General features: G+C 67.8%; 20 protein-coding genes. 17 read left to right on the forward strand and 3 right to left on the reverse strand.

What is annotated here, in order from left to right:
- Nucleotides 1-192: 192 nt before the first annotated feature.
- The 4 genes from ACT3SZ_RS08700 to ACT3SZ_RS08715 all read left to right on the forward strand — a co-directional run bounded on the left by ACT3SZ_RS08700 (nt 193) and on the right by ACT3SZ_RS08715 (nt 3,879).
- Entirely contained in the window at nt 193-1,080 is an 888-nt protein-coding gene (locus tag ACT3SZ_RS08700; RefSeq protein ID WP_444618158.1) for an SDR family oxidoreductase, read from the forward strand.
- A gap of 11 nt (nt 1,081-1,091) precedes the next feature.
- Entirely contained in the window at nt 1,092-1,970 is an 879-nt protein-coding gene (locus ACT3SZ_RS08705) for a glycosyltransferase family 2 protein (protein WP_444618159.1), read from the forward strand.
- Nucleotides 1,971-2,099: 129 nt separating this feature from the next.
- Nucleotides 2,100-3,149 carry a sugar phosphate nucleotidyltransferase gene (locus ACT3SZ_RS08710; protein WP_444618345.1) on the forward strand — a complete coding sequence of 350 codons (1,050 nt, stop codon included), beginning with the start codon at nt 2,100-2,102 and terminating at the stop codon, nt 3,147-3,149.
- A 427-nt stretch (nt 3,150-3,576) separates the two neighbouring features.
- Nucleotides 3,577-3,879 carry a WhiB family transcriptional regulator gene (locus tag ACT3SZ_RS08715; protein WP_301443796.1) on the forward strand — a complete coding sequence of 101 codons (303 nt, stop codon included), beginning with the start codon at nt 3,577-3,579 and terminating at the stop codon, nt 3,877-3,879.
- A gap of 15 nt (nt 3,880-3,894) precedes the next feature.
- Here the strand turns inward: ACT3SZ_RS08715 and ACT3SZ_RS08720 are convergent, their stop codons facing one another.
- Nucleotides 3,895-4,395: a metallopeptidase family protein gene (locus ACT3SZ_RS08720; protein ID WP_444618160.1), complete on the reverse strand. Its 501-nt coding sequence runs from the start codon at nt 4,393-4,395 to the stop codon at nt 3,895-3,897.
- 90 nt (nt 4,396-4,485) lie between these two features.
- Between ACT3SZ_RS08720 and ACT3SZ_RS08725 the strand changes: the two genes are divergently transcribed.
- From ACT3SZ_RS08725 to manA, 3 genes are read left to right on the forward strand one after another with little or no spacing between them, the layout of a single operon-like run.
- Nucleotides 4,486-5,007, forward strand: a complete 522-nt coding sequence (locus ACT3SZ_RS08725) for a DUF3499 family protein (RefSeq protein ID WP_444618161.1) — start codon at nt 4,486-4,488, stop codon at nt 5,005-5,007.
- A 25-nt stretch (nt 5,008-5,032) separates the two neighbouring features.
- Complete coding sequence (locus ACT3SZ_RS08730) at nt 5,033-6,409, forward strand: phosphomannomutase/phosphoglucomutase (RefSeq protein ID WP_444618162.1); 1,377 nt, start codon at nt 5,033-5,035, stop codon at nt 6,407-6,409.
- A gap of 43 nt (nt 6,410-6,452) precedes the next feature.
- Nucleotides 6,453-7,667: a mannose-6-phosphate isomerase, class I gene (gene manA / locus ACT3SZ_RS08735; RefSeq protein ID WP_444618346.1), complete on the forward strand. Its 1,215-nt coding sequence runs from the start codon at nt 6,453-6,455 to the stop codon at nt 7,665-7,667.
- Nucleotides 7,668-7,745: 78 nt separating this feature from the next.
- On the opposite strand, the gene ACT3SZ_RS08740 is transcribed toward manA, so the two are convergent.
- Nucleotides 7,746-8,720: a hypothetical protein gene (locus tag ACT3SZ_RS08740; protein WP_444618163.1), complete on the reverse strand. Its 975-nt coding sequence runs from the start codon at nt 8,718-8,720 to the stop codon at nt 7,746-7,748.
- Nucleotides 8,721-9,108: 388 nt separating this feature from the next.
- Between ACT3SZ_RS08740 and ACT3SZ_RS08745 the strand changes: the two genes are divergently transcribed.
- The 9 genes from ACT3SZ_RS08745 (at nt 9,109) to secA (ending at nt 20,844) form a co-directional block, all read left to right on the forward strand.
- A complete protein-coding gene (locus ACT3SZ_RS08745; RefSeq protein ID WP_444618164.1) occupies nt 9,109-9,498 on the forward strand; it encodes a hypothetical protein in 390 nt (129 codons plus the stop codon).
- A 137-nt stretch (nt 9,499-9,635) separates the two neighbouring features.
- Nucleotides 9,636-11,144 (forward strand): adenosylhomocysteinase, encoded by a 1,509-nt coding sequence (gene ahcY, locus ACT3SZ_RS08750; protein ID WP_444618165.1) that lies wholly within the window; start codon nt 9,636-9,638, stop codon nt 11,142-11,144.
- A 14-nt stretch (nt 11,145-11,158) separates the two neighbouring features.
- A complete protein-coding gene (locus tag ACT3SZ_RS08755; RefSeq protein WP_444618166.1) occupies nt 11,159-11,839 on the forward strand; it encodes a dTMP kinase in 681 nt (226 codons plus the stop codon).
- A gap of 83 nt (nt 11,840-11,922) precedes the next feature.
- Nucleotides 11,923-12,597 (forward strand): MtrAB system response regulator MtrA, encoded by a 675-nt coding sequence (gene mtrA / locus ACT3SZ_RS08760; RefSeq protein WP_301443621.1) that lies wholly within the window; start codon nt 11,923-11,925, stop codon nt 12,595-12,597.
- 12 nt (nt 12,598-12,609) lie between these two features.
- Complete coding sequence (gene mtrB, locus ACT3SZ_RS08765; RefSeq protein WP_444618167.1) at nt 12,610-14,700, forward strand: MtrAB system histidine kinase MtrB; 2,091 nt, start codon at nt 12,610-12,612, stop codon at nt 14,698-14,700.
- Nucleotides 14,687-16,426: an MtrAB system accessory lipoprotein LpqB gene (lpqB, locus tag ACT3SZ_RS08770; protein WP_444618168.1), complete on the forward strand. Its 1,740-nt coding sequence runs from the start codon at nt 14,687-14,689 to the stop codon at nt 16,424-16,426. Before mtrB ends, lpqB begins: the two co-directional genes overlap by 14 nt.
- Before the next feature lie 7 nt (nt 16,427-16,433).
- Entirely contained in the window at nt 16,434-17,138 is a 705-nt protein-coding gene (locus ACT3SZ_RS08775; RefSeq protein ID WP_444618169.1) for a ComF family protein, read from the forward strand.
- Between the two features lie 159 nt (nt 17,139-17,297).
- Nucleotides 17,298-17,972, forward strand: a complete 675-nt coding sequence (hpf, locus tag ACT3SZ_RS08780) for a ribosome hibernation-promoting factor, HPF/YfiA family (RefSeq protein WP_444618170.1) — start codon at nt 17,298-17,300, stop codon at nt 17,970-17,972.
- 244 nt (nt 17,973-18,216) lie between these two features.
- Complete coding sequence (gene secA / locus ACT3SZ_RS08785) at nt 18,217-20,844, forward strand: preprotein translocase subunit SecA (RefSeq protein ID WP_444618171.1); 2,628 nt, start codon at nt 18,217-18,219, stop codon at nt 20,842-20,844.
- Between the two features lie 10 nt (nt 20,845-20,854).
- Here the strand turns inward: secA and ACT3SZ_RS08790 are convergent, their stop codons facing one another.
- Nucleotides 20,855-21,400, reverse strand: a complete 546-nt coding sequence (locus tag ACT3SZ_RS08790; protein ID WP_444618172.1) for an Rv3235 family protein — start codon at nt 21,398-21,400, stop codon at nt 20,855-20,857.
- 40 nt (nt 21,401-21,440) lie between these two features.
- Between ACT3SZ_RS08790 and ACT3SZ_RS08795 the strand changes: the two genes are divergently transcribed.
- Complete coding sequence (locus tag ACT3SZ_RS08795; RefSeq protein WP_301443951.1) at nt 21,441-21,851, forward strand: HAD family hydrolase; 411 nt, start codon at nt 21,441-21,443, stop codon at nt 21,849-21,851.

Consider the following 21,851-nt stretch of genomic DNA (forward strand, 5'->3'; position numbering starts at 1 on the left):
AGGATGTGTACTCAAGATAGGGGGGACTCTACTAGTTACGGCGGTGGTTGCTGGGATCATGTCGCGAACACGTGCCCGCGGGAGGGGCCGTCCAGCGTAGAGTCGGTGCCCGATCGTAGTACCGGGTCACGCTGCTGGCACATCGGTGTCCGCGCCCGGCACGCAGGAGGTTCACGCACAGTGAGGGTATGGGTGACCGGCGCACAAGGGCAGGTCGGACGGTGTCTTGTGGAGCTCGGCGGCGAGGGGCTGTCGCGCGCGGACCTGGACCTGGCGACGGCGGGAACAGAGGATTTTCGCGCGGCGGCCAGGGCCCTGCTCGCCGGTGGCACGTCCCACGGGGATGCGCCGCACGTGATCATCAACACGGCGGCCTGGACGGACGTGGACGGCGCGGAGGACGATGCCAACCGCGCCACCGTGGAGGCGGTGAACGCCGTCGCCCCCGGCGAGCTCGCCCAGGCGGCGCGGGACGCCGGGGTCGGCTTCATCCACATCTCCACCGACTATGTCTTTTCCGGCACCGCGCCCGACAGCGGACGCGGCTGGCGTCCGGACGACCCGGTGTGGCCGGCCAATGAGTACGGCCGGACGAAACGGGAGGGCGAGCTGGCGGTGTTGGAGGCTGGCGGCACGGTGGTGCGCACCTCCTGGGTCTGGTCGGGACCCGAGGCCCCCGGACGCGACTTCGTCTCGGTGATGGCCACCCTCGCCGACAATGGCGTGGACCCGAAGGTCGTCGACGACCAGGTGGGACGTCCGACGTTCGCCGCGGACCTGGCCGCGGAACTGTGGGCACTGGCAGGGAAACTGGCGGAAACCGGCCCCGTGCCCGAGATCCTCAACCTCACCAACTCCGGCGAGCCGGTGTCGTGGTGCGGGCTGGCCCGCGAGGTTTTCAGCAGCACCGGGCACGACGCCACCCGGGTGAGCCCCTGCACCACCCAGGAGTGGCCCACGCCGGCGGCGCGTCCTCCGTGGTCCGTCCTGGACCTGGAGGCATGGTCGGCGCGGACCGGGCGCACGCCGCCGGAGTGGCGCGACGCGTTGCGACGGGGTCTCAGGGCGGTCATCGACTAGGGTGAACTCCCGTGAAACCGATTGCCGTCATCACCGTCACCTACTCGCCGGGGGAGTACCTCACCCGATTCCTGGACTCCGTGCCCGCCGCGTCCGCACAGGGCGCGGTGGTGGTCATGGCCGACAATGGATCGACCGACGGGGCCCCTGAGGCGGCGACGGAGCGCGACGGTGTGGAGCTGCTGCGTACCGGCGGCAACATCGGCTACGGCGCCGGGATGAACGCCGGGGTGGAGGCGTTGCGGGCGCGCCGGGAGGCCGGTGAGATCGACGGGGAATTCCTGGTGATCTCCAATCCGGACGTGGTGTTCGACGAGGGGGCGATCGACCGCATGGTCGAGGCCGCGCGCAGGCACCCGCGCGCCGGGGCGGTGGGCCCGCTGATCCGCGAGGTCGACGGCTCGGTGTACCCCTCGGCGCGTTCGGTGCCGACCCTGGGCGCGGGCATCGGCCACGCGCTGCTGGCCCCGGTGTGGAAGGGCAACCCGTTCACTCGCCGCTACCTGGCGGACGCGGTGATGGACCAGGAGCGGACCTCCGGCTGGCTGTCGGGATCGTGCCAGCTGCTGCGGTGGGAGGCCTTCGACGCCGTGGGTGGCTTTGACGAGCGCTACTTCATGTACATGGAGGACGTGGACCTGGGCGACAGGCTGGCGCGGGAGGGCTGGGAGAACGTGTTCACCCCGTCCGCGGAGATCACCCACGCCAAGGGGCACTCGGCGGGCAAGCATCCGGAGATCACCCTGCCGGCACATCACGACAGCGCCTACCGCTTCCAGGCGGATCGCCTGTCGGCGTGGTGGCAGGCCCCGGTGCGGGTGGCACTGTGGGCGGGGTTGAGGCTCAGGGGGGCTGTGGCGGTCGCGCTGGCGAAGCGGGCGCGCCGTTGACGGCGGAACTGCGTTCGATCAGATAACCTCCCAAGGGTGAACAGTGACGAACGAGACAATCCCTCACCCTCGACCCCTGACACGACCCCTAACAGCAACTCTGATCTAGCCGCCAACACCGACGCGGTCATCCTCGTCGGCGGCAAGGGAACGCGTCTGCGTCCCCTGACTAACTCCATTCCTAAGCCGATGCTGCCGGTGGCGGGTTACCCGTTCCTGCAGCACCTGCTGGGCCGGATCCGTGACGCGGGCATGACCCACGTCGTGCTCGGTACGTCCTTCAAGGCTGAGGTCTTCGAGGAGCACTTCGGTGACGGCTCCGAGATGGGCCTGGAGATCGAGTACGTTGTCGAGGACTCTCCCCTCGGCACCGGCGGCGGCATCCGTAACGTGCTGCCGAGCCTGCGGCATGACCGCGCGATGATCTTCAACGGCGACATCCTGGGCGGCACGGACCTCAACGCGGTCCTGCGCACCCATGTGGACAATGCGGCGGACGTGAGTCTGCACCTGCTCCGGGTCGCCGATCCGCGCGCCTTTGGCTGCGTGCCTACCGCGGAGGACGGCCGGGTCGAGGCGTTCCTCGAGAAGGCGGAGGATCCGCCCACCGACCAGATCAACGCCGGTTGTTATGTCTTCCAGCGCGACGTGGTGGAGTCCATTCCGGAGGGCCGCGTGGTCTCTGTGGAGCGTGACGTCTTCCCCGACCTGCTGGTGAAGGGGAAGCGCCTCTACGGGCACGTGGACCAGGCTTACTGGCGTGACCTCGGCACCCCGGATGATTTCGTGCGCGGGTCCTCGGACCTGGTGCGCGGCATTGCGCCGTCCCCGCTGCTGGCCGGACGCAACGGCGAGGCGCTCGTCGACGAGTCCGCCGCTGTCGCTGGCGGTGCTCTGCTGCTGGGCGGCACGGTGATCGGACGCGGCGCGGAGATCGGCGCGGGTGCCCGGGTGGACACCTCGGTGATCTTCGACGGCGTGGAGATCGAGGCGGGCGCGACGGTGGAGCGCTGTGTGGTTGCCGCTGGTGCCCGGATCGGGGCCCGAGCCCACCTGCGGGACACCGTGGTTGGCGAGGGCGCCGTCGTTGGTGCCCGTTGCGAGCTGCAAGGCGGTGCCCGGGTGTGGCCCGGGGTGGTACTGCCGGACGGTGGCCTGCGTTACTCCAGCGACGTCTGACCCCCGTACGGGGCAGACTCGGGCTGAAGCAAAATATTTCGATATCTTGTGTCTCAGGGGCCGGATTCCGGCCCCTGACGTCTATATGTAGTGGTTAACCTCACCTGATCCTCGCCATGTCGTGTCTGTCAGGACGCTGTGAATGCGTTTCGGGGTCCCCATGGCGTTACGCCTGTGACTCATGTGACGGATGGGATCTTCTGGCCTCGGCGAAAGGTTGACGCTATGGAATTACCCGTGTGTAATCTTTCCTGTAGGAAGAGGCCGGTGGAAGACCGGCACGGCGGATTTCAGTGAGGAGACAACGGTGGACAACCCGGCGGACGCCTTTCGTGGTCCCTTCTCAGAGGGGTCCGCAGCCGTGGACGGCGATGAGGTTCGTTCCAGCCGCGCGCGCGGTACTGGGGCGTCAGGGGAGCTCCCCGACCTGCTCCGCGGCGGAATCGACGACTTCACGCCCAGTGCGTTCTCGGATCTGACGGAGGATTTCGACCTCCTCTTCGATGCCGTCGAGCAGGACTGGCAGGAGCAGGCGCTCTGCGCGCAGACCGACCCCGAGGCGTTCTTCCCCGAGAAGGGCGGCTCCACTCGCGAGGCCAAGCGCATCTGCCGGGCCTGCGGGGTCCGTGACGAGTGCCTCGAGTACGCCCTCGAGCACGATGAGCGTTTCGGTATCTGGGGCGGGCTGTCCGAGCGCGAACGCCGCCGCCTCAAGAAGCGGCTCGGCTGAGCCTCCGCTCGCCGCTCATTCCCAACTGAACCCGGGGTCAATGACCTCGGGTTCGACGTTGAGGTACGTCGCTACCAGGCGGGCGATCACGAACCGCAGCCAATCCTCGGTCTCCAACCGGTCGGCCGAGCGCTGCTCGATCGGTCGACGGAAGATGATCAGGCGGGGCCGGGTGGGGGATCCCGTCTCGTCCACCCCGGCAGGAACGAGTCGACCCAGGGGTACCTGCCCGTCGGCGGCAACCTCGTCCGACCAGTGTGAGGTGGCGGATTCCAGGCGCATACGGGGGACCAGGTCGATCGCCACGTCCAGCCCGTTCAGCCGGTCGCCGAACTGCTCAAGCACCGGTGCATAGGCGTCCAACACGGCGGTGTCGAAGAGCTCCGCCCGGGTCGCGTAGCGCGGCAGCCGCGGCATCAGGACACCCCGCAGGCCGTGCCCGCGGGTGTCCCTGGCCAGGGCCCGGGGCGCGGAACGATCCGGGGCGGGGGACCGGGGTGTGGAGGGACGCGTCATGTCCACGATCCTAGACCGGCCCGCGGCACGTGCCCGGGTCCGACAGGCGGGGTCGGCTCGTCCGGCGCGACGGCGGTCTCCCGGACTAGGATGGTCTGCGTGACTGACTACCGACAGTGTTCCAGGCCCGGCTGCGGGTCCCGTGCGATCGCCACCCTGCGCTACAACTATGCCGCCCGCACGGCGACCGTCAACCCCCTGGAGCCCGGGGACGATCCGCACAGCTGGGATCTGTGCGACCGTCATCTCTCCAGACTGACCGTCCCCGAAGGGTGGGGGCTGCAGCGCACGGAGGATCTGTTCCCGGAGGAACCTGTGCAGGTGGCCTCGTACGCCGGCGGTGTCTCCGACATCGCCGACGACATCACCGACGAGGACTTCACCGACGAGGAGATGCAGGCCCTCGCCGCGGCACTCGAGTCCGGGAGCGACAACGGCTTCCCGGTCGAGAGCGCCATTGACAAGCTCACGTCGGCACAGCGGCACCCGGTGTCCCGGGTCGTGCGTCGCACCGACATCCCGCAACCGTCCGGCCATCACCCCTCACGGCGGAATCTGCCGGGACGAGCCCCCCAGCGTCATCTGCGCGCAGTGCGCTACGACGGCGAATGATCCAAAAAACACCAGGAGACTTGACATGACACAGCGAGACCGGGAGGCTATCGCCTCCGTCATCAAGGCATACGACGTGCGTGGCGTCGTGGGCGACGGTATTGACGCAGACCTCGTGCGCGACGCGGGGGCCGCCTTCGGCCTGCTCATGCGGGGGGAGGGTGCCGCGACGGTGGTTATCGGCCACGATATGCGCGACAGCTCCCCAGAGCTCTCCGAGGCCTTCGCCGAGGGCGTCCGGGGCCAGGGCCTCGACACCGTCTCCCTCGGACTGACCTCCACCGACGAGTTGTACTACGCCTCGGGCAGCATGGACTGCCCTGGGGCGATGTTCACCGCCTCCCACAACCCCGCGCGCTACAACGGCATCAAGCTGTGCCGTTCCGGCGCACGCCCCGTCGGTCAGAAGACGGGCCTCGGTGAGATCACCGATATGCTCGTCGCCGGCGTCCCGTCCTACGACGGCACCGCCGGTACCGGGACCACGAAGGACGTGCTGGCCGACTACGCCGCCTTCCTCCACGACCTCGTGCCGCTGGACATCCGCCCGCTCACCGTGGCGGTGGACGCCGGCAACGGCATGGGCGGGCTCACCGTCCCCGCCGTCCTCGGCGAGGACTCCGGGGTGCCGGTGACCGTCAAGGACCTCTACTTCGAGCTCGACGGCAACTTCCCGAACCACGAGGCCAACCCGCTGGCCCCGGAGAACATCGTGGACCTGCAGAAGTTCACCGTGGAGCAGGGCGCTGACCTCGGTGTCGCCTTCGACGGCGATGCCGACCGCTGCTTCATTGTCGACGAGCGGGGCGACGCGGTCTCCCCGTCCGCGATCTGCGGCATCATCGCCGAGCGCTACCTCGCCGATCACCCCGGTGCCACGATCATCCACAACCTCATCACCTCGAAGGCTGTTCCGGAGATCGTGCGCGAGCACGGCGGCACCCCGGTGCGCACCCGGGTGGGCCACTCCTTCATCAAGGCGCAGATGGCCGAGGAGAACGCCGTCTTCGGCGGCGAGCACTCCGCCCACTACTACTTCTCCGAGTTCTTCAACGCCGACTCCGGCATGCTGGCCGCCCTTCACGTGCTGGCCACCCTGGGTGGTCAGGACCGTCCGCTCTCCGAGCTGAAGAAGGCCTACGACCGCTACGAGGCATCCGGCGAGATCAACTCCGAGGTCGCCGACCAGGACGGACGCACCGCCGCCGTCGTCGAGGCCTTCGCCGACGAGACGTCCTCCACCGACGACCTCGACGGCGTCACCGTGGAACTGTCCGACGGCTCCTGGTTCAACATCCGTGCCTCGAATACCGAACCTCTGTTGCGCCTCAATGTCGAGGCCCCCTCCACCAGCCGTGTCCAGGAGATCGTGGACAAGGCACTGGCGGTGATCCGTGCCTGAGACGTCCCCGAAGCAGGTCCTCGACAGTACGGCCACGTCCGGCATTGCCCTGATGGAGGGCAGTCTACGAAACTACGCCTGGGGGTCGAGGACCGCGCTCGCCGAGCTCACGGGACGTCCGTCCCCGAGCCCGCACCCGGAGGCCGAGCTCTGGTACGGCGCCCACCCGGAGGCACCGAGTGCACTACCGGGCGCACGCCCAGGGGAGAGCGCCGACCTGTTGCAGCGCATTTCCGCTGACCCTGACTCGGAATTGGGGGACAGCGCGACGGGCGGACGCCTGCCGTTCCTGCTCAAGTTGCTCGCCGCCGACCAGGCGCTGAGCCTGCAGGCGCATCCCACGCTGGAACAGGCGCGGGAGGGCTACGCCCGTGAGAACGCCGAGGGATTGCCCCTCGGTTCGCCGAGCCGCAACTACAAGGACGACAACCACAAGCCCGAGTTGCTCGTCGGCCTGACCCGCTTCGAGGCGCTTGCCGGTTTCCGCCCGGTGGAGCGCACCCGCGCGCTGCTGGCCGCACTCTGTGTGCCGGAACTCGACCGCTACACCGACCTGCTCAGCGGCGTTGCCGGCGACGCGGAGGGCCTGCGCGCCCTGGTGACCACGTGGATCTCGCTGCCGCCGCAGCGCCGGCTGGAACTGATCGACGCGGTGCTCGACGCCTGTCGTCGACTCATCTCCGCCGTCGATGCGGGGACGGTCGAGGCATGGATGGCGGGCCCGGCACAGGCGGCCCTGGACCTGTCGGAGCAGCACCCGGGCGACGCAGGAATCCTGGTGTCGCTGCTGCTCAACCATGTGGTGCTCGAGCCAGGTCAGGCGTTGTTCTTGTCCGCCGGAAACCTGCACGCTTATCTGAAGGGCACCGGCGTGGAGGTCATGGCGAACTCCAACAACGTGCTGCGTGGCGGCCTGACCACCAAGCACGTGGACGTGCCGGAGCTGATGAAGGTCGTTGACTTCTCCGCGACCGCCGACCCGGTGCAGCGCCCCCGGGAGGACGGGACATTCATCGTGCCCGTACCGGAGTTCCGCCTGCAGTCGGTGGACGGTGCCGCGGTGGACGTGGAAGGGCCGTCGATCGTCCTGGCCACCGAAGGCACGGTGGAGGTCGACGGCGTCGATGGCGTCGACGGGGACAGCGTGGTGCTCGCGCCCGGGCAGGCGGCGTGGGTTCCGGCGTCGTCGACGGGTGTCACGGCGCGTCCGGTGACCTCCGGCGACTCCGCCCAGTTCTTCGTGGCCTCGGTGGGCTGACACCGCAGACCTACGCAGCGCGGCCCGGTCCGAGAAGGACCGGGCCGCGCTGCGTTTTGGCGTGTCTTGGCGTTTGCCTTAGGGGGTCGGGCCGGTCGTGTCGGTGACCGAGTCGGACTGGTCGGTGTCGCCACCGGTGGTGTCCTCAGTGGTGTCCCCGGGTTCCTCGTTGCTGTCGCCGTCGTTCTCCTCCGTCGTGGAGGGGGCGGAGCTCTCTGCGGAGTTCCCCGGCACCGAGGGTGTTGTGGTCCCGTTGGGATCCGATGGCTCGGAAGGCTCAGCGGGCTCAGACGGCTCAGAGGGCTCGGAAGGTTCGGTCGTCTCAGTGGGCTCGGACGGGTCCGTGGACTCCGAGGGCTCGCCGGTGCCGGACCCCTCGGTTTCACCCGGAAGGGTCGGCAAGTTGGGGAGCGACGGCAGGAGATCGGTGATCGACGGGCGCTGCGGCGAACTTCCCTCGTCCGTGGTCGTCTCCTCGCCGGCACCCTCGCCGGAGTCGCCGGAGCCCGCCGAATCATCGGTGTCTCCGGCGCCGTCGGCACCATCTGTGCCACCGGCGCTGTCGGAGCCGCCGTCCTCCGGGGTGGCACCCGGGGTCACGAAGTCATCACCGCTCCAGGCATTCGGCGGCGCGTAGCGGTCGGCGGTCAGCGGCGTGGCGAGATCGTTGCGGGAACCGCCGGTGCTGCTGTCGTCGCCGTCGCGGCCGTAGCTCGGCTGGTCGGTCTCTGACGGACCGTCGTCACCGGGACGTGCGCCGTCTCCGGACGGCGACGTCGTGGGCGTCGTCGACGACGACATGGAGTTGTCGGCGGCGGCCTCTTCGACGGCCGTTCGGTCGTCGTTGTGACCTGGGGAGACGTTCTGCCAGGTGACCACGCCGACGATGGCGGCGGCGGCGAAGCCGGCCACGACGAATGATCCGAGGATGCGGTTGGTGCGCGAGGCACGTGCGGCCTCATCGCGCAGTAGGGACTCGTGGTGTTCGGTGGTCCCGCCGTCGGTGGCCGAGGCAACCTCGTCCTGTCGTTCGGGTTCGAGCTCGTAGTCCACGGTGTCCCTCCTTTCCGTCCGGGGGTCGTTGACCGGGGTGGTGTGGCACGCGAATGTCCGCGAATGTCACGGTTAGATCACAATGTGTCGTAACCCTATCACCCGTATCCAACGCCATGAAAGACCCGAACGTTACCTAACTTCACAGGAACCTGTGTTTGTCGTGGGGTTTTGGTGTACATGCCGACGAGAATCCCCGGTCGTGTGCTGCGTTGGGCGAACAAAAAAATTGAGATTAAACCGTGACATTCGTGCCATTTCCCGGTGAAAACAGGGCTACGGACAGCGTTCGCGGGCCCGTGCGGCGTGGTGGGTGGTTCATCTGTCGCGACCGGACGCCGCCGACTACGCTCAGTGGGAGGACACGACCACGAGAGGGAAATGAGACATGAGCACCTGGGACGAGACCGTCTTCGCCGACGACACGAATACCGAGTTCCTCGCTGACTGCGACGATCTGGAGGGGGCTGCACTCGCAGAAGGGCTGAGGGACGCGTGCGCCCTCGCGCTGGACACCGACGCCGGCGGAGCCACAGGGCGGGGAGTGGACCCCGACTACATCAACGGACTGTGCGCGGCGACCGTGGCAGCGATCTGGTCGGGGGCGCCGTTTACTTCCGCCACGGTCGCCGACGAGCACCCCTTCATCCGTGAGGGCATCGGCCAGTGCCCGGACGACCTCCAGGAGGTCGCCCTGGAGGTGCTGGACCGCGAACTGGAGTCCGCCGGCGATGACGCACCGGACGGCCTGGAGACCGTCGTCGAGGCGCTTAGCTGACGCTGAACTAGCGGGCACCGAACCAGCAGCCCCCTCCGTGCGCCGGGTATGGCCTGCGGGGGATAGGGTTGACCGGAGATATCCTGGCAACTTCCACCATCACGTACATTCCTGACCTTTCGAGGAGCAATCACCCCATGGCAGACTTCGTCGCACCGACCGTCGACACCCACGACGGCACCGGCGCCAACGGCACCCCCCTCCAGTACAAGGTCCGTGACCTCTCCCTCGCGGAGGCGGGTCGTCACCAGATCCGTCTCGCCGAGTACGAGATGCCCGGCCTGATGGAGTTGCGCCGTGAGTACGCCGACGAGCAGCCCCTGGCCGGGGCGCGTATCGCCGGGTCGATCCACATGACGGTGCAGACCGCCGTGCTGATCGAGACCCTCACCGCCCTCGGCGCCGAGGTCCGGTGGGCGTCCTGCAACATCTTCTCCACGCAGGACGAGGCGGCCGCCGCCGTCGTCGTCGGCGCCGGCACCCCGCAGGACCCGCAGGGCGTCCCGGTGTTCGCGTGGAAGGGCGAGACCCTCGACGAGTACTGGTGGTGCCTGGAGCAGATCTTCGCCTGGGGCGATGTGCGCCCCAATATGATCCTGGACGACGGTGGCGACGCCACCATGGCCGTCATCACCGGCAGCGAGTTCGAGGGCAACGGCATCGTGCCGGAGCCCACCGACGAGGACTCCGACGAGTACCAGGCCTTCCTGGGTATGCTCGCCCGCGTCTTCGGGCAGGACGACTCCCGCTGGAGCGAGGCGGCAAAGTCCGTCAAGGGCGTCACCGAGGAGACCACCACCGGTGTGCACCGTCTCTACCACTTCGCCGAGCAGGGCACCCTGCCGTTCCCGGCGATGAACGTCAACGACGCGGTCACCAAGTCCAAGTTCGACAACCGCTACGGCACCCGCCACAGCCTGCTCGACGGCATCAACCGCGCCACCGACATGCTCGTCGGTGGCAAGGCCGTGCTCGTCTGCGGCTACGGTGACGTGGGCAAGGGCGTCGCCGAGGCATTCAAGGGCCAGGGTGCACGAGTCAAGGTCACCGAGGCCGACCCGATCAACGCCCTGCAGGCGCTGATGGACGGCTTCCCGGTGGTCACCGTGGACGATGCGATCGGCGAGGCCGATATCGTCATCACCTCCACCGGCAACCTGGGCATCATCACCTTCGATCAGATGCGCAAGATGAAGAACCACGCCCTGCTCGGCAACATCGGCCACTTCGACAACGAGATCGACATGGCCTCGCTGCTGCACCGTACGGACGTCAGCCGCACCACCATCAAGCCCCAGGTGGACGAGTTCACCTTCCCGCGTACCGACGCCGCCGACGCCGAGGTCGTCAGCATCGTGGTGCTCTCCGAGGGCCGCCTGCTCAACCTGGGCAACGCCACCGGGCACCCGAGCTTCGTGATGTCGAACTCCTTCGCCGACCAGACGATCGCCCAGATCGAGCTGTTCGTCGACGGCGACCGCTACGACAACGAGGTCTACCGTCTGCCGAAGATCCTCGACGAGAAGGTTGCCCGCATCCACGTCGAGGCCCTCGGCGGTCAGCTCACCAAGCTGAGCAAGGAGCAGGCCGAGTACATCGGTGTGGACGTCGAGGGCCCGTTCAAGCCCGAGCACTACCGCTACTAGAGGGGACCGCCACCGTGATCATCGCGTTTGAGGGGATCGACGGCGCAGGCAAGAACACCTGCGTCACCGCCCTGGAGGCTGAGCTCCTCTCCCGGGAGATCCCGGTGGCGAAGTTGGCTTTCCCCCGCTACGAGCAGTCCGTCCACGCGCAGTTGGCGTCCGCCGCCCTGCACGGCGACATGGGCGACCTCGTCGACTCCGTCCACGGGATGGCGACGTTGTTCGCCCTCGACCGCGCGGAAGTCGCCGAGGAACTCGCGGACTTCGACAATGATGGCTACGTGGTGCTGCTGGATCGCTATGTGGCATCCAATGCGGCCTACTCCGCCGCCCGCCTGGGGGTGGGGGAGGCCGACGTCGCGGACAGTGAGGTCGTGGCCTGGGTCGAGAATCTGGAGTTCGACGGCCTGGGGGTGCCGGTGCCGGACGTCCAGATCCTCGTCGACGTTCCCGATGACGTGGCCGCCGGCCGCGTCGCCGGACGTGCCGAGCAGGACGCCGAGCGCGCCGCCGACGCCTACGAGCGCGACGGCGACCTGCAGTCGCGGACGCTGGCGTCCTATCGCTCGCTGGCGGCTGCGCAGTGGCGCTCATCCTGGTGGACGCTGGACAACTCCGGCGACCCCGCGGACCTGCAGCAGGCCGTCAGCGACCTGGTGGACGGACTCGTCGACGGGGCGTCGGACGAGAGCTAGAGCGAGCTGCTAAACAGAGCTCAGGGCTCCTTGAGGGGGAGGAGCCGCGACGTGGCGCAGAGGTTTGTGACAAACTAATCCTCATGGCAGAGAAAGTTCTCGTCGTCGACGACGACCCCGCAATCTCGGAGATGCTGACCATCGTCCTGCAGGGCGAGGGTTTCGACACGGTCGTCGTCGGGGACGGGCCGCAGGCCGTGGAGGCCGCGGAGAATGAGCACCCCGACCTCATCCTGCTCGACCTCATGCTCCCCGGCATGAGCGGCATTGACGTGTGCCGTGCGGTGCGCGAGTTCTCCGCGGTGCCGATCGTGATGCTCACCGCGAAGACCGACACGGTGGACGTTGTCCTGGGCCTGGAGACCGGCGCGGACGACTACGTCCCCAAGCCGTTCAAGCCCAAGGAGCTGGTCGCCCGGGTGCGCGCGCGGTTGCGTCGCACCCCGGAGGAGGTCCCGGAGTCGGTGAAGGTCGCCGACCTCACCATCGACTTCGGCGGCCACCAGGTGACCCGTCGCGGTAAGCCGATCTCGTTGACCCCGATCGAGTTCGAGTTGCTGACCACCCTGGCGTCCCGCCCGCGCCAGGTCTTCGCTCGCGAGGAACTGCTGGAGCGGGTCTGGGGCTACCGTAAGTCCAACGACACCCGCCTGGTCAATGTGCACATCCAGCGGCTGCGTTCGAAGGTGGAGAAGGACCCGGACAACCCGACGATCATCCAGACCGTCCGCGGGGTCGGTTACAAGACCGGGGAGTAGGACACGGCACCCATGGCACGTAAGTCACGGGACAGCGCCCAGAACGCATCGGACGCATCGGACGCCGGACGCCTGGACCGCGGCGTCCTCCCTGTCGCGAAGGACGGGGACGGGCGTCGCGGCCGCGGCCGCTCCGACCGCCACGGCGGCAACGCTACCGCCGGCGCGGCCGATCCGCGCCGCGCACCGCGCGGTGAACTCGGCGACATCGGCGTGGTCGAGGCGCTGCGCATCTTCCTGCGCCGCCCGGTGAAGTTCGCCCGCAAGTTCTCCGAGAAGCTGGCTCAACGCTGGCGTACCTCGATCCAGCTGCGGGTGATTGGCAGTGTCTTCGCTTCGTCGTTGCTGGTGATCATGGCGTTGGGTTTCGTGCTGACCAGTTTCGTCGGCCAGCAGCTGCTGGACGCCAAGTACAACGCTGCCACCGACGAGATCGACCGGGCCCGCAGCATCGTCGAGGAGCAGATCAGCAATACGGACTCGGCGACGTCGCCACAGATGAGGATCAACAACGCGCGCGCCGCGTTGAGTGACCGCACCGCGGACTCGGAGCAGGGCTCCACCGGCACGGTCTACGAGCCGGTGATCATCGCCTCGGACCTGACCGGTGGGGACATCTCCAGCCCCGAGGTCAACCCGGTGCCGGAGAGCCTGCGTGATTTCGTGCGTCAGGGGCAGGTCTCGGTGCAGTACACCACCGTGGACGGTTCCGGCGGCTCCTTCAAAGCCCTGGTCATCGGCTCGCCGGTGAAGTCGGACATCCAGGGCCTGGAGTTGTACCTGGTGATGCCGCTGGACAATGAGGAGTCCACCATGGCGCTGATGCGCGGGCTGCTGCTCGCCGGTGCTGTGGTGCTCATGGTGCTGCTCGTGGTCATCGCCTGGGTGTTCTCCCAGCAGCTCACGGTGCCGGTGCGTACCGCCTCGCGCATCGCCGAGCGCTTCGCCGCCGGCCATATGCGCGAGCGCATGGCGGTGGACGGGCAGGACGAGGTGGCGCGTCTAGCGATCAGCTTCAACGAGATGGCGGAGAACCTGTCGTATCAGATCCGTCAGCTCGAGGAATTCGGTTCGCTGCAGCAGCAGTTCACCTCGGACGTGTCGCATGAGCTGCGCACCCCGTTGACCACGGTGCGCATGGCCGCCGACCTGATTCACGCGAACTCGGAGGACCTCGACCCGGTGACCCGGCGGGCCTCGGAACTGATGAACGCCGAGCTGGACCGTTTCGAGATGCTGCTCGGCGACCTGTTGGAGATCTCCCGGCACGACGCCGGTGTGGCGAACCTGTCGCGGGAGCTCATCGACGTGCGCGGCGTGGTGAAGTCCACGATGGGGCAGTTGCGCGCGCTGGCCGAGGAAGTTGGCAGTGAGATCCAGCTGGACCTGCCGGACGAGCCGGTGATGGAGGAGGTCGACTCCCGGCGGGTCGAGCGCATTCTGCGTAACCTGCTGGCCAATGCCATCGACCACAGTGAGGGGCGTCCGGTGCGTGTCACGATGCGCCTTGGCGCGGAATCATTGGCGGTGACGGTGGTGGACCACGGGATGGGCCTGAAGCCCGGTGAGGCGGACCTGGTGTTCAACCGGTTCTGGCGCTCCGACCCCTCGCGTGAGCGCAAGACCGGCGGGACCGGCCTGGGGCTGGCGATCGCGAAGGAGGACGCCCAGCTGCACGGTGGCCGCCTGGAGGCCACCGGCGAGCTGGGGGTCGGCGCGTGCTTCCGGTTGACGTTGCCGCGCCAGCCGGGTCAGGAGGTTCGTACCTCGCCGCTGCCGCTGGAGGTCACCGAGATGGTGGAGACGAATGCGGCCAGCGAGGTCATCGACATGGACGTCGCGTCCGATGCGTCCGACGTGTCCGTCGACGTTGCCGAGGCAGCACAGGACGAGTCCGCCCCGGTCGACCGTTTCGACTCGGTCGACGTGACGGCGGGGTCGGTGGAGTCCTCGGACGTGGACCTCAGCGCCTTCGAGGGACTGACCGAAGAGGAACTGCGCACGGCCCTGCAGGAGGCGGAGGACATGGACTCGGCGTTCGGCCCCGACGGTGAGGAGTCAGGTGAAGACGGTGAAGAGGGTGACGACGATGCGAAGAACTGACGCGGTGCGCCAGGTGGTGGCGCTGCTGGGCACGGCGGCGTTGGCCGGCGGCCTGGTGGCCTGCACCACGCTGCCGGGCGAGTCGACGCCGGAGGCGGTGTCGTCCTATGTCTCGGCACCGGACGCCAGCAACCTGCCCACCCCCTCGGAGGACCAGCCGCCGGACCTGCTGCTGCGCGATTTCTACCTGGCGTCGACCTACCAGGCCAACAACCGGCAGACGGCGAAGGAGTTCCTCACGCCGTCGGCGGCGGACGGCTGGGAGGACAGCACCTCCACGCTGATCCTCGACCGCCTGGACCTCAACGCCACCGGCGGGGTTTCCGGCGACGAGGTGACCTACGTGGTGCGTGGCACCGTGGTCGGGCGGCTGGGTTCCGGCGGTGTGTACCAGCCGGAGAACAGTCCGTACGAGGAGGAGGTGACCCTCGAACGCGGCGACACCGGTTGGCGGCTCTCCGACCTGCCGGACGGGGTGGTGCTGGATCGCAGTGACTTCGTCGGCGCCTACCAGGCTCACAATCTCTATTACCTCGATCCCACGAAGCGTTTCCTCGTCCCGGATCGGCGGTGGATCTACAACCGGCAGGAGAATATCGGCTTCTCGCTGGTGTCCTTGCTGGCCGGTGGGCCGCGCAATCAGCTGCAGAACGCCGTGGATACGGCCTTCCCCTCGGGCAATGGGATCCAGGCGGCCGTGGAAGAGGACGGGACGTTCACCGTGGACGTCACCGGTATCACGGACCTCTCCGTCGACGACCGGGAGGATCTTGCTGCTCAACTGGTCTGGACGTTGGCGAAGTCCGACGTGCGCGGCCCGTACCGTATTCTCGCCGACGGCATGTCGATCACCGATGACGGTCGGGAGGAGTGGACGCTGGCGGATGTCTCGGACTTCGACCCGGAAGCCACGGTCGACGAGCCCCTGCGCGCCTTGCGCGACGGTGCTCTGGTGGAGGTCGACGGCGACTCCGGCGAGACATTGCCGGGGTGGACGGCCTCCGGTGAGCTGGAGTCCGCGGCGACGTGCCGGACGGACGGACGCATTGCGGCGGTGTCCGGCCGCGGCGACGGTGAGCGTTCATTGCTCGTCGGCGACGTGGGTGGTGACCCCGTCACGGTGATGTCGGCGCGCTCGTTGTCGCGTCCATCGTGGAGCGGCGACTCGCAGAGTCTGTACGTGGTCGCCGACGGCCGCCGCGTCCACCGGCTGGTGCCCAGCGGGGCGGGAATCCAGATGGACGAGTCCACGGTGGACACCTCCTCGCTGGACTCCCTCGACATCAACGACCCCCGCATCAGCGTGTTCACCGTGTCGCGGGACGGAACACGTGCGGCAATGCTGATCAACGGCCGCCTGTTCGTCGCCGTGTTGCAGCGTGACGGTGACGGCGAGATCGCGCTCGGCACGCCGATGGAGGTCGGCCAGCGCGTCGGCGATACCGCCCTGTCGGTCGACTGGCGTGAGGACGGGACGTTGCTGGTCGGAACCCGTGCCAATGACGCCCCGGTGTGGGTGGTCACCGTCGACGGGTCCGAGGCATCGACGTTGTCCAGCCGCAATATCACCGCGCCCGTCGTGGCTGTCGGGTCGGCCGGACGCATCCAGTACATCCTGGACTCCCGGGCGATGCTGCAGCTCGACGTCGGGGACTCCGAGGCCAGGTTCTGGCGCGAAGTGCCGGCGCTGCAGGGTGCCCGCGCCGTCCCGGTCCTGACGAAGTAGGGGGCATATGGGGGAATTGTTGGGGGAGCTCACCGGCCTGGTGTGGCGGGAGGACTGCCTGGCCTGCGGCCGGGTGGGGACGCCCCGGGCGGCGGCTGGGGTGGCGTTGTGCCGGGCCTGTGGGCTGCAGCTACGCGGCGCGCCGTCGCGAGTGGCGGACACGGCCTCGCCGCCGGTGTTCGCCGCCGGGCCCTATGGCGGGGCATACCGAGGGGTCGTCCTGGCGGCCAAGGAACACTTGCGTCCCGACGCGGTGCAGGTGGCGGGGTCCGTGCTCGCCGGCACCGTCCGGCACCTGGTCGCACGGGGGCTGGTGGCGGATCCTCGTCTGGCACCGGTGGTGCTGCTTCCGGCACCGACGACGCGGCGGGCGGCCCGCGACCGCGGTGGGTGCGTCGTCCAACGGTCTGCCGTCGTCGCCGCCCACGACCTCGGCGGGGAGACACACGTGGTCGCCACGGCGACGTTGGCGTCCGGCACCCAGGACTCGGTCGGGCTGGGACGCGGTGAGCGGCAGGCGAACATCGCGTCCAACCTCCGTATCGACGAGGGGGCGTTGCGGCGGGTGAGACGGCTGCTCAGGACGCCGGGGTCGGTGGCGTGCATCGTCGACGACGTGACCACCACCGGTGCGACGGTGGCGCGTTTCGCCACCGCGCTGGCCGCGCGCGGGGTGGTTCCCGTGGTGGCGGTGGTGCTTGCGCAGGCCTGATGTGGGGGTGCTCCTGTCGCTGCCCCCGTCGCTGCCCCCACAGCCCACCGCGGCCCCCGGAACGTCGGTACTATCGGGAGGGAAGATGTCGCCAGGAAAAGGCTCGGTGGACAATCCGGTTCACCGGTGGCAGGCGGCTCGGAGACCGGGAGGATGAGTATGACCGTCCAGAACCAGCAGGACATCACGGCAGAGGGTGCTGCTCCGGAGGCACAGGTGGAGATCACCGGCCGTAACGTGGAGATCCCTGAGCACTTCGCCGAGCGGGTGAACGCCAAGCTCGCCAAGGTCGAACGGCTCGACTCGACTCTCACGTACTTCCATGTGGAGCTCCAGCACGAGCGCAACCCGCGTCGTTCGGATGAGTCCGACCGTATTCAGATCACCGCCTCGGGCAAGGGTCATATCGCCCGTGCGGAGGCGAAGGAGGATTCCTTCTACGCCGCGTTGGACGCCGCCATCGCCAAGATGGAACGGTCCCTGCGCAAGGTCAAGGCCCGCCGTAAGATCTCTCGGTCCGGGCACCGTGCACCGGTTTCCGTGGGCGAGGCGACCGCCGATCTGGTCCAGGAGGCCGAGCGCGAGGCCGCCACCAACCCGGGTCAGTTCGACGAGGATCCCTACGCCGAGCAGTTCCAGCCCGGTCGGGTTGTCCGTGAGAAGGCGCACCCGGCCACTCCGATCAGCGTGGATGATGCGCTCAGCGAGATGGAGCTCGTCGGACACGACTTCTATCTCTTCGTCAACGAGGAGACGGGTCGTCCGTCGGTGGTCTACCGTCGTCGTGCATATGACTACGGTCTGATCGCTCTTACCGACAACCCGCAGGAGTAGCGGGGTCGCAGCGCAGCGGGCGTCGTCGGGGTGATTGTTCACCCCGGCGGCGCCCGCTGTCGTATGTCGGGGTGCTGTGGCGTGCCGGATGGGGAGCGATGGGGAGCACTGTGCAAGACAGGGCAGCGGAGGTAGACTGAAAGACTGATCTCGCAGGGTGCGTCATCGCGCCCGGGCAAAAAGCCACGCGAGGACCTCAGGCAAGACCCCACAGGTGTAACACAAGGTAAGGGACGAGCAGCACGTGCTAGGACTTTCGAAGATTCTCCGCCTCGGTGAAGGCCGCGCCGTCAAGCGACTGTCCGCGGTCGCCGACCAGGTCATCGCCAAGGAGGATGAGTACGCCGCCCTCACGGACGAGGAACTGCAGGGTAAGACCGCAGAGTTCCGCGCCCGTCTCGAGAAGGGTGAGAGCCTCGACGACATTCTGCTGGACGCCTTCGCCACCGCGCGCGAGGCGTCCTGGCGAGTGCTGGGCCAGAAGCACTTCAAGGTCCAGGTCATGGGTGGTGCGGCCCTGCACTGGGGCTACGTCGCCGAGATGAAGACCGGTGAGGGCAAGACCCTGACCTGTGTGCTCCCCGCCTACCTCAACGGGTTGTCCGGCAAGGGCGTGCACGTGGTCACCGTGAACGACTACCTCGCCCGTCGTGACTCGGAGTGGATGGGTCGTGTCCACCGTTTCCTCGGCCTGGACACCGACGTGATCCTGTCCGGCAAGCGTCCGACGGACCGTCGCAAGGCCTATGCCGCGGACGTCACCTACGGCACGAACAACGAGTTCGGCTTCGACTACCTGCGCGACAATATGGCGCACTCGCTGGACGACCTGGTGCAGCGTGGCCACAACTACGCCATCGTGGACGAGGTCGACTCGATCCTCATCGATGAGGCACGTACCCCGCTGATCATCTCCGGTCCGGTGTCGGGTTCCTCGCAGTGGTTCACCGCCTTCGCCCGGATCGTGCCGAAGATGAAGCTGGACATCCACTACGAGGTCGACCCGAAGAAGAAGACCGTGGGTGTCAAGGAGGAGGGTGTGGAGTTCGTCGAGGACCAGCTCGGCATCGACAACCTCTACTCCCCGGAGCACTCGCAGCTGGTCAGCTACCTGAACAACGCCATCAAGGCCAAGGAGCTGTTCACCCGCGACAAGGACTACATCGTGCGTAAGGGTGAGGTCGTCATCGTCGACGAGTTCACCGGCCGCATCCTCGACGGCCGCCGGTACAACGAGGGCATGCACCAGGCCATCGAGGCGAAGGAGGGTGTGGAGATCAAGAACGAGAACCAGACCCTGGCCACGGTGACCCTGCAGAACTACTTCCGCCTGTACGACAAGCTGGCCGGCATGACCGGTACGGCCGAGACCGAGGCCGCGGAGCTCAAGTCGATCTACAAGCTGGACGTGGCGGCGATCCCCACGAACAAGCCCAACCAGCGTCACGACAACATCGACCTGGTGTACAAGACGCAGGAGGCGAAGTTCGAGGCCGTGGCCGACGACATCGCCGAGCGTGTCGAGAAGGGCCAGCCGGTGCTGGTCGGCACCACCTCGGTGGAGCGCTCGGAGTACCTGTCGAAGCTGCTGCAGGCCCGGCACATCCGCCACAACGTGCTCAACGCCAAGCAGCACGAGAAGGAGGCGGAGTTCGTCGCCCAGGCGGGTCGTCTCAAGGCCGTGACCGTGGCGACGAACATGGCCGGTCGTGGTACCGATATCGTGCTCGGCGGTAACCCGGACATCATCTGCGACCTCACCCTGCGTGAGCGCGGTCTGGACCCGGTCGAGGACCCGGAGGCCTACCAGGAGGCCTGGGACGAGGAGATCGTCAAGGCCCGTGCCAAGTCGAAGGAGGAGGCCGAGAAGGTCTCCGAGGTCGGCGGGCTGTACGTGCTGGCCACCGAGCGCCACGAGTCGCGTCGTATCGACAACCAGCTGCGTGGCCGTTCGGCCCGCCAGGGTGACCCGGGCGAGACCCGGTTCTACCTGTCGATGCGCGATGACCTGATGACCCGCTTCGTGGGCCAGACCATGGAGAACCTCATGACCCGGCTGAACGTGCCGGACGACATGCCGATCGACTCGAAGATGGTCACCAACGCCATCAAGGGCGCGCAGTCGCAGGTGGAGAACTCCAACTTCGAGATGCGCAAGAACGTCCTGAAGTACGACGAGGTCCTCAACGAGCAGCGCAAGGTCATCTACCGTGAGCGTCGCCAGATCCTGGAGGGCGAGGACATCGCCTCCAATGTGCGCACCATGATGGACGACACCCTCGCCGCCTACGTCGACGGTGCGACCGCCGAGGGCTACGTGGAGGACTGGGATCTCGACGAGCTGTGGACCGCGCTGGACTCCCTCTACGGGCCGTCGGTGACCTCTACCGAGCTGATCGACGGCACCGAGTACGGGTCCGCCGGCGAACTTACCGCCTCGCAGCTGCTGCGCGCACTGCAGGAGGATGCCCACAAGCTGTACGACCAGCTGGAGGAGTCCGTGACATCCGTCGGCGGCGACGAGCAGATGCGCGGCATGGAACGTGGCGTGGTGCTCAACGTGGTGGACCAGAAGTGGCGTGAGCACCTCTACGAGATGGACTACCTCAAGGAGGGCATCGGGCTGCGTGCCATGGCCCAGCGCGACCCGCTGGTCGAGTACCAGCGTGAGGGTGGCGACATGTTCGGCCGGATGAACGACGGCATCAAGGAGGAGACGATCCGTCAGCTCTTCCTGGTACGCAAGCAGCTCAAGTCCAAGGAGCCGGAGCAGGCCGAGGGACCGTTGAACGTGGACGACCCGGCCGACACCCGCACCTCCCAGGAACAGGAGCAGCAGAAGTCGGTGCCGAAGACCATCATCGGCGGCTAGTTCCTCAGGCTCAGACCATCGTGACGGTCTCGACGCGCCACCTGCCCTCGTAACGGGCCAAGTGGCCGACGACGGCGCGCACCCGCTCGCGGTGCAGGACGCTGGCCGTGAAGGTGAGGCGCTCGGGGTGCGTCGGGGGAAGGTGCACGCTCAGCACACGTGAGGGCACGGCGGGGGAGGACGCCGTTCCCGACGCCCCAGGCGCCGTAGAAGTCCCTGCGGCAGTGGGGAGCGCCTGGCGCATCCGTCCGCGCAGATCCTCGGTGACCCGCGGGGAGAACGGCCCCTTGCGTAAGGCAGAGACCGGGCGGCGTCCGTCGACGACTTCGAGCCAGACGCCCACGAGCATGGCGACGCGGGCGTTGACCGCGGACCCCGGACGCGGCGTCGCGGCGTCCTGAACCGGTGGTGCCACAGGCGCCGGTGCGTCCTGCGTGACCGGCGCGGCGTGCCGGCCCGGGCGGCGCAGGTACACCAATCCGGGCACGGGGACGTAGGCCGTCCTGCCGTGCATTGGTGATGTTGTTGTGTCGGTGTTCCCCGGTAGAGCCCCCATGCTCGACGATGATAGCGCCCGGCGTGGCACAATGTGAGGTATGCGAGCATTGATTGTGGACTACTGTGGCGTCCTCGACGGAGCGGAGGAGGACCGCCGCCGGTGGCGGAAGGTCCTGACCGCTGCGAAGGACGCGGGTTTCGGAACGGCGATCCTCTCCAACGACCCCGGTGGCCCCGGTGCCGACCCGATCCGCACGTGGCAGGAGGCCGGCTACGTCGACACCGTGGTGCTGTCCGGTGAGGTCGGCGTGGACAAGCCCGACCCGGAGATCTTCATGATCACCGCCGACCGCCTGGAAGTCGATGTCAGCGACTGCATCCTCGTCGACGACTCGATCCTCAACGTCAAGGGCGCGGTGGAGTCCGGTCTGATCGGCGTGTACTACCAGCAGTTCGACCGGGCGATCGTGGAGATCTCCGGGCTTCTCGGACTGGAAGGGACCTACTAG

The organism is Corynebacterium sp. AOP40-9SA-29, from assembly GCF_052377405.1.
Lineage (GTDB): Bacteria > Actinomycetota > Actinomycetes > Mycobacteriales > Mycobacteriaceae > Corynebacterium.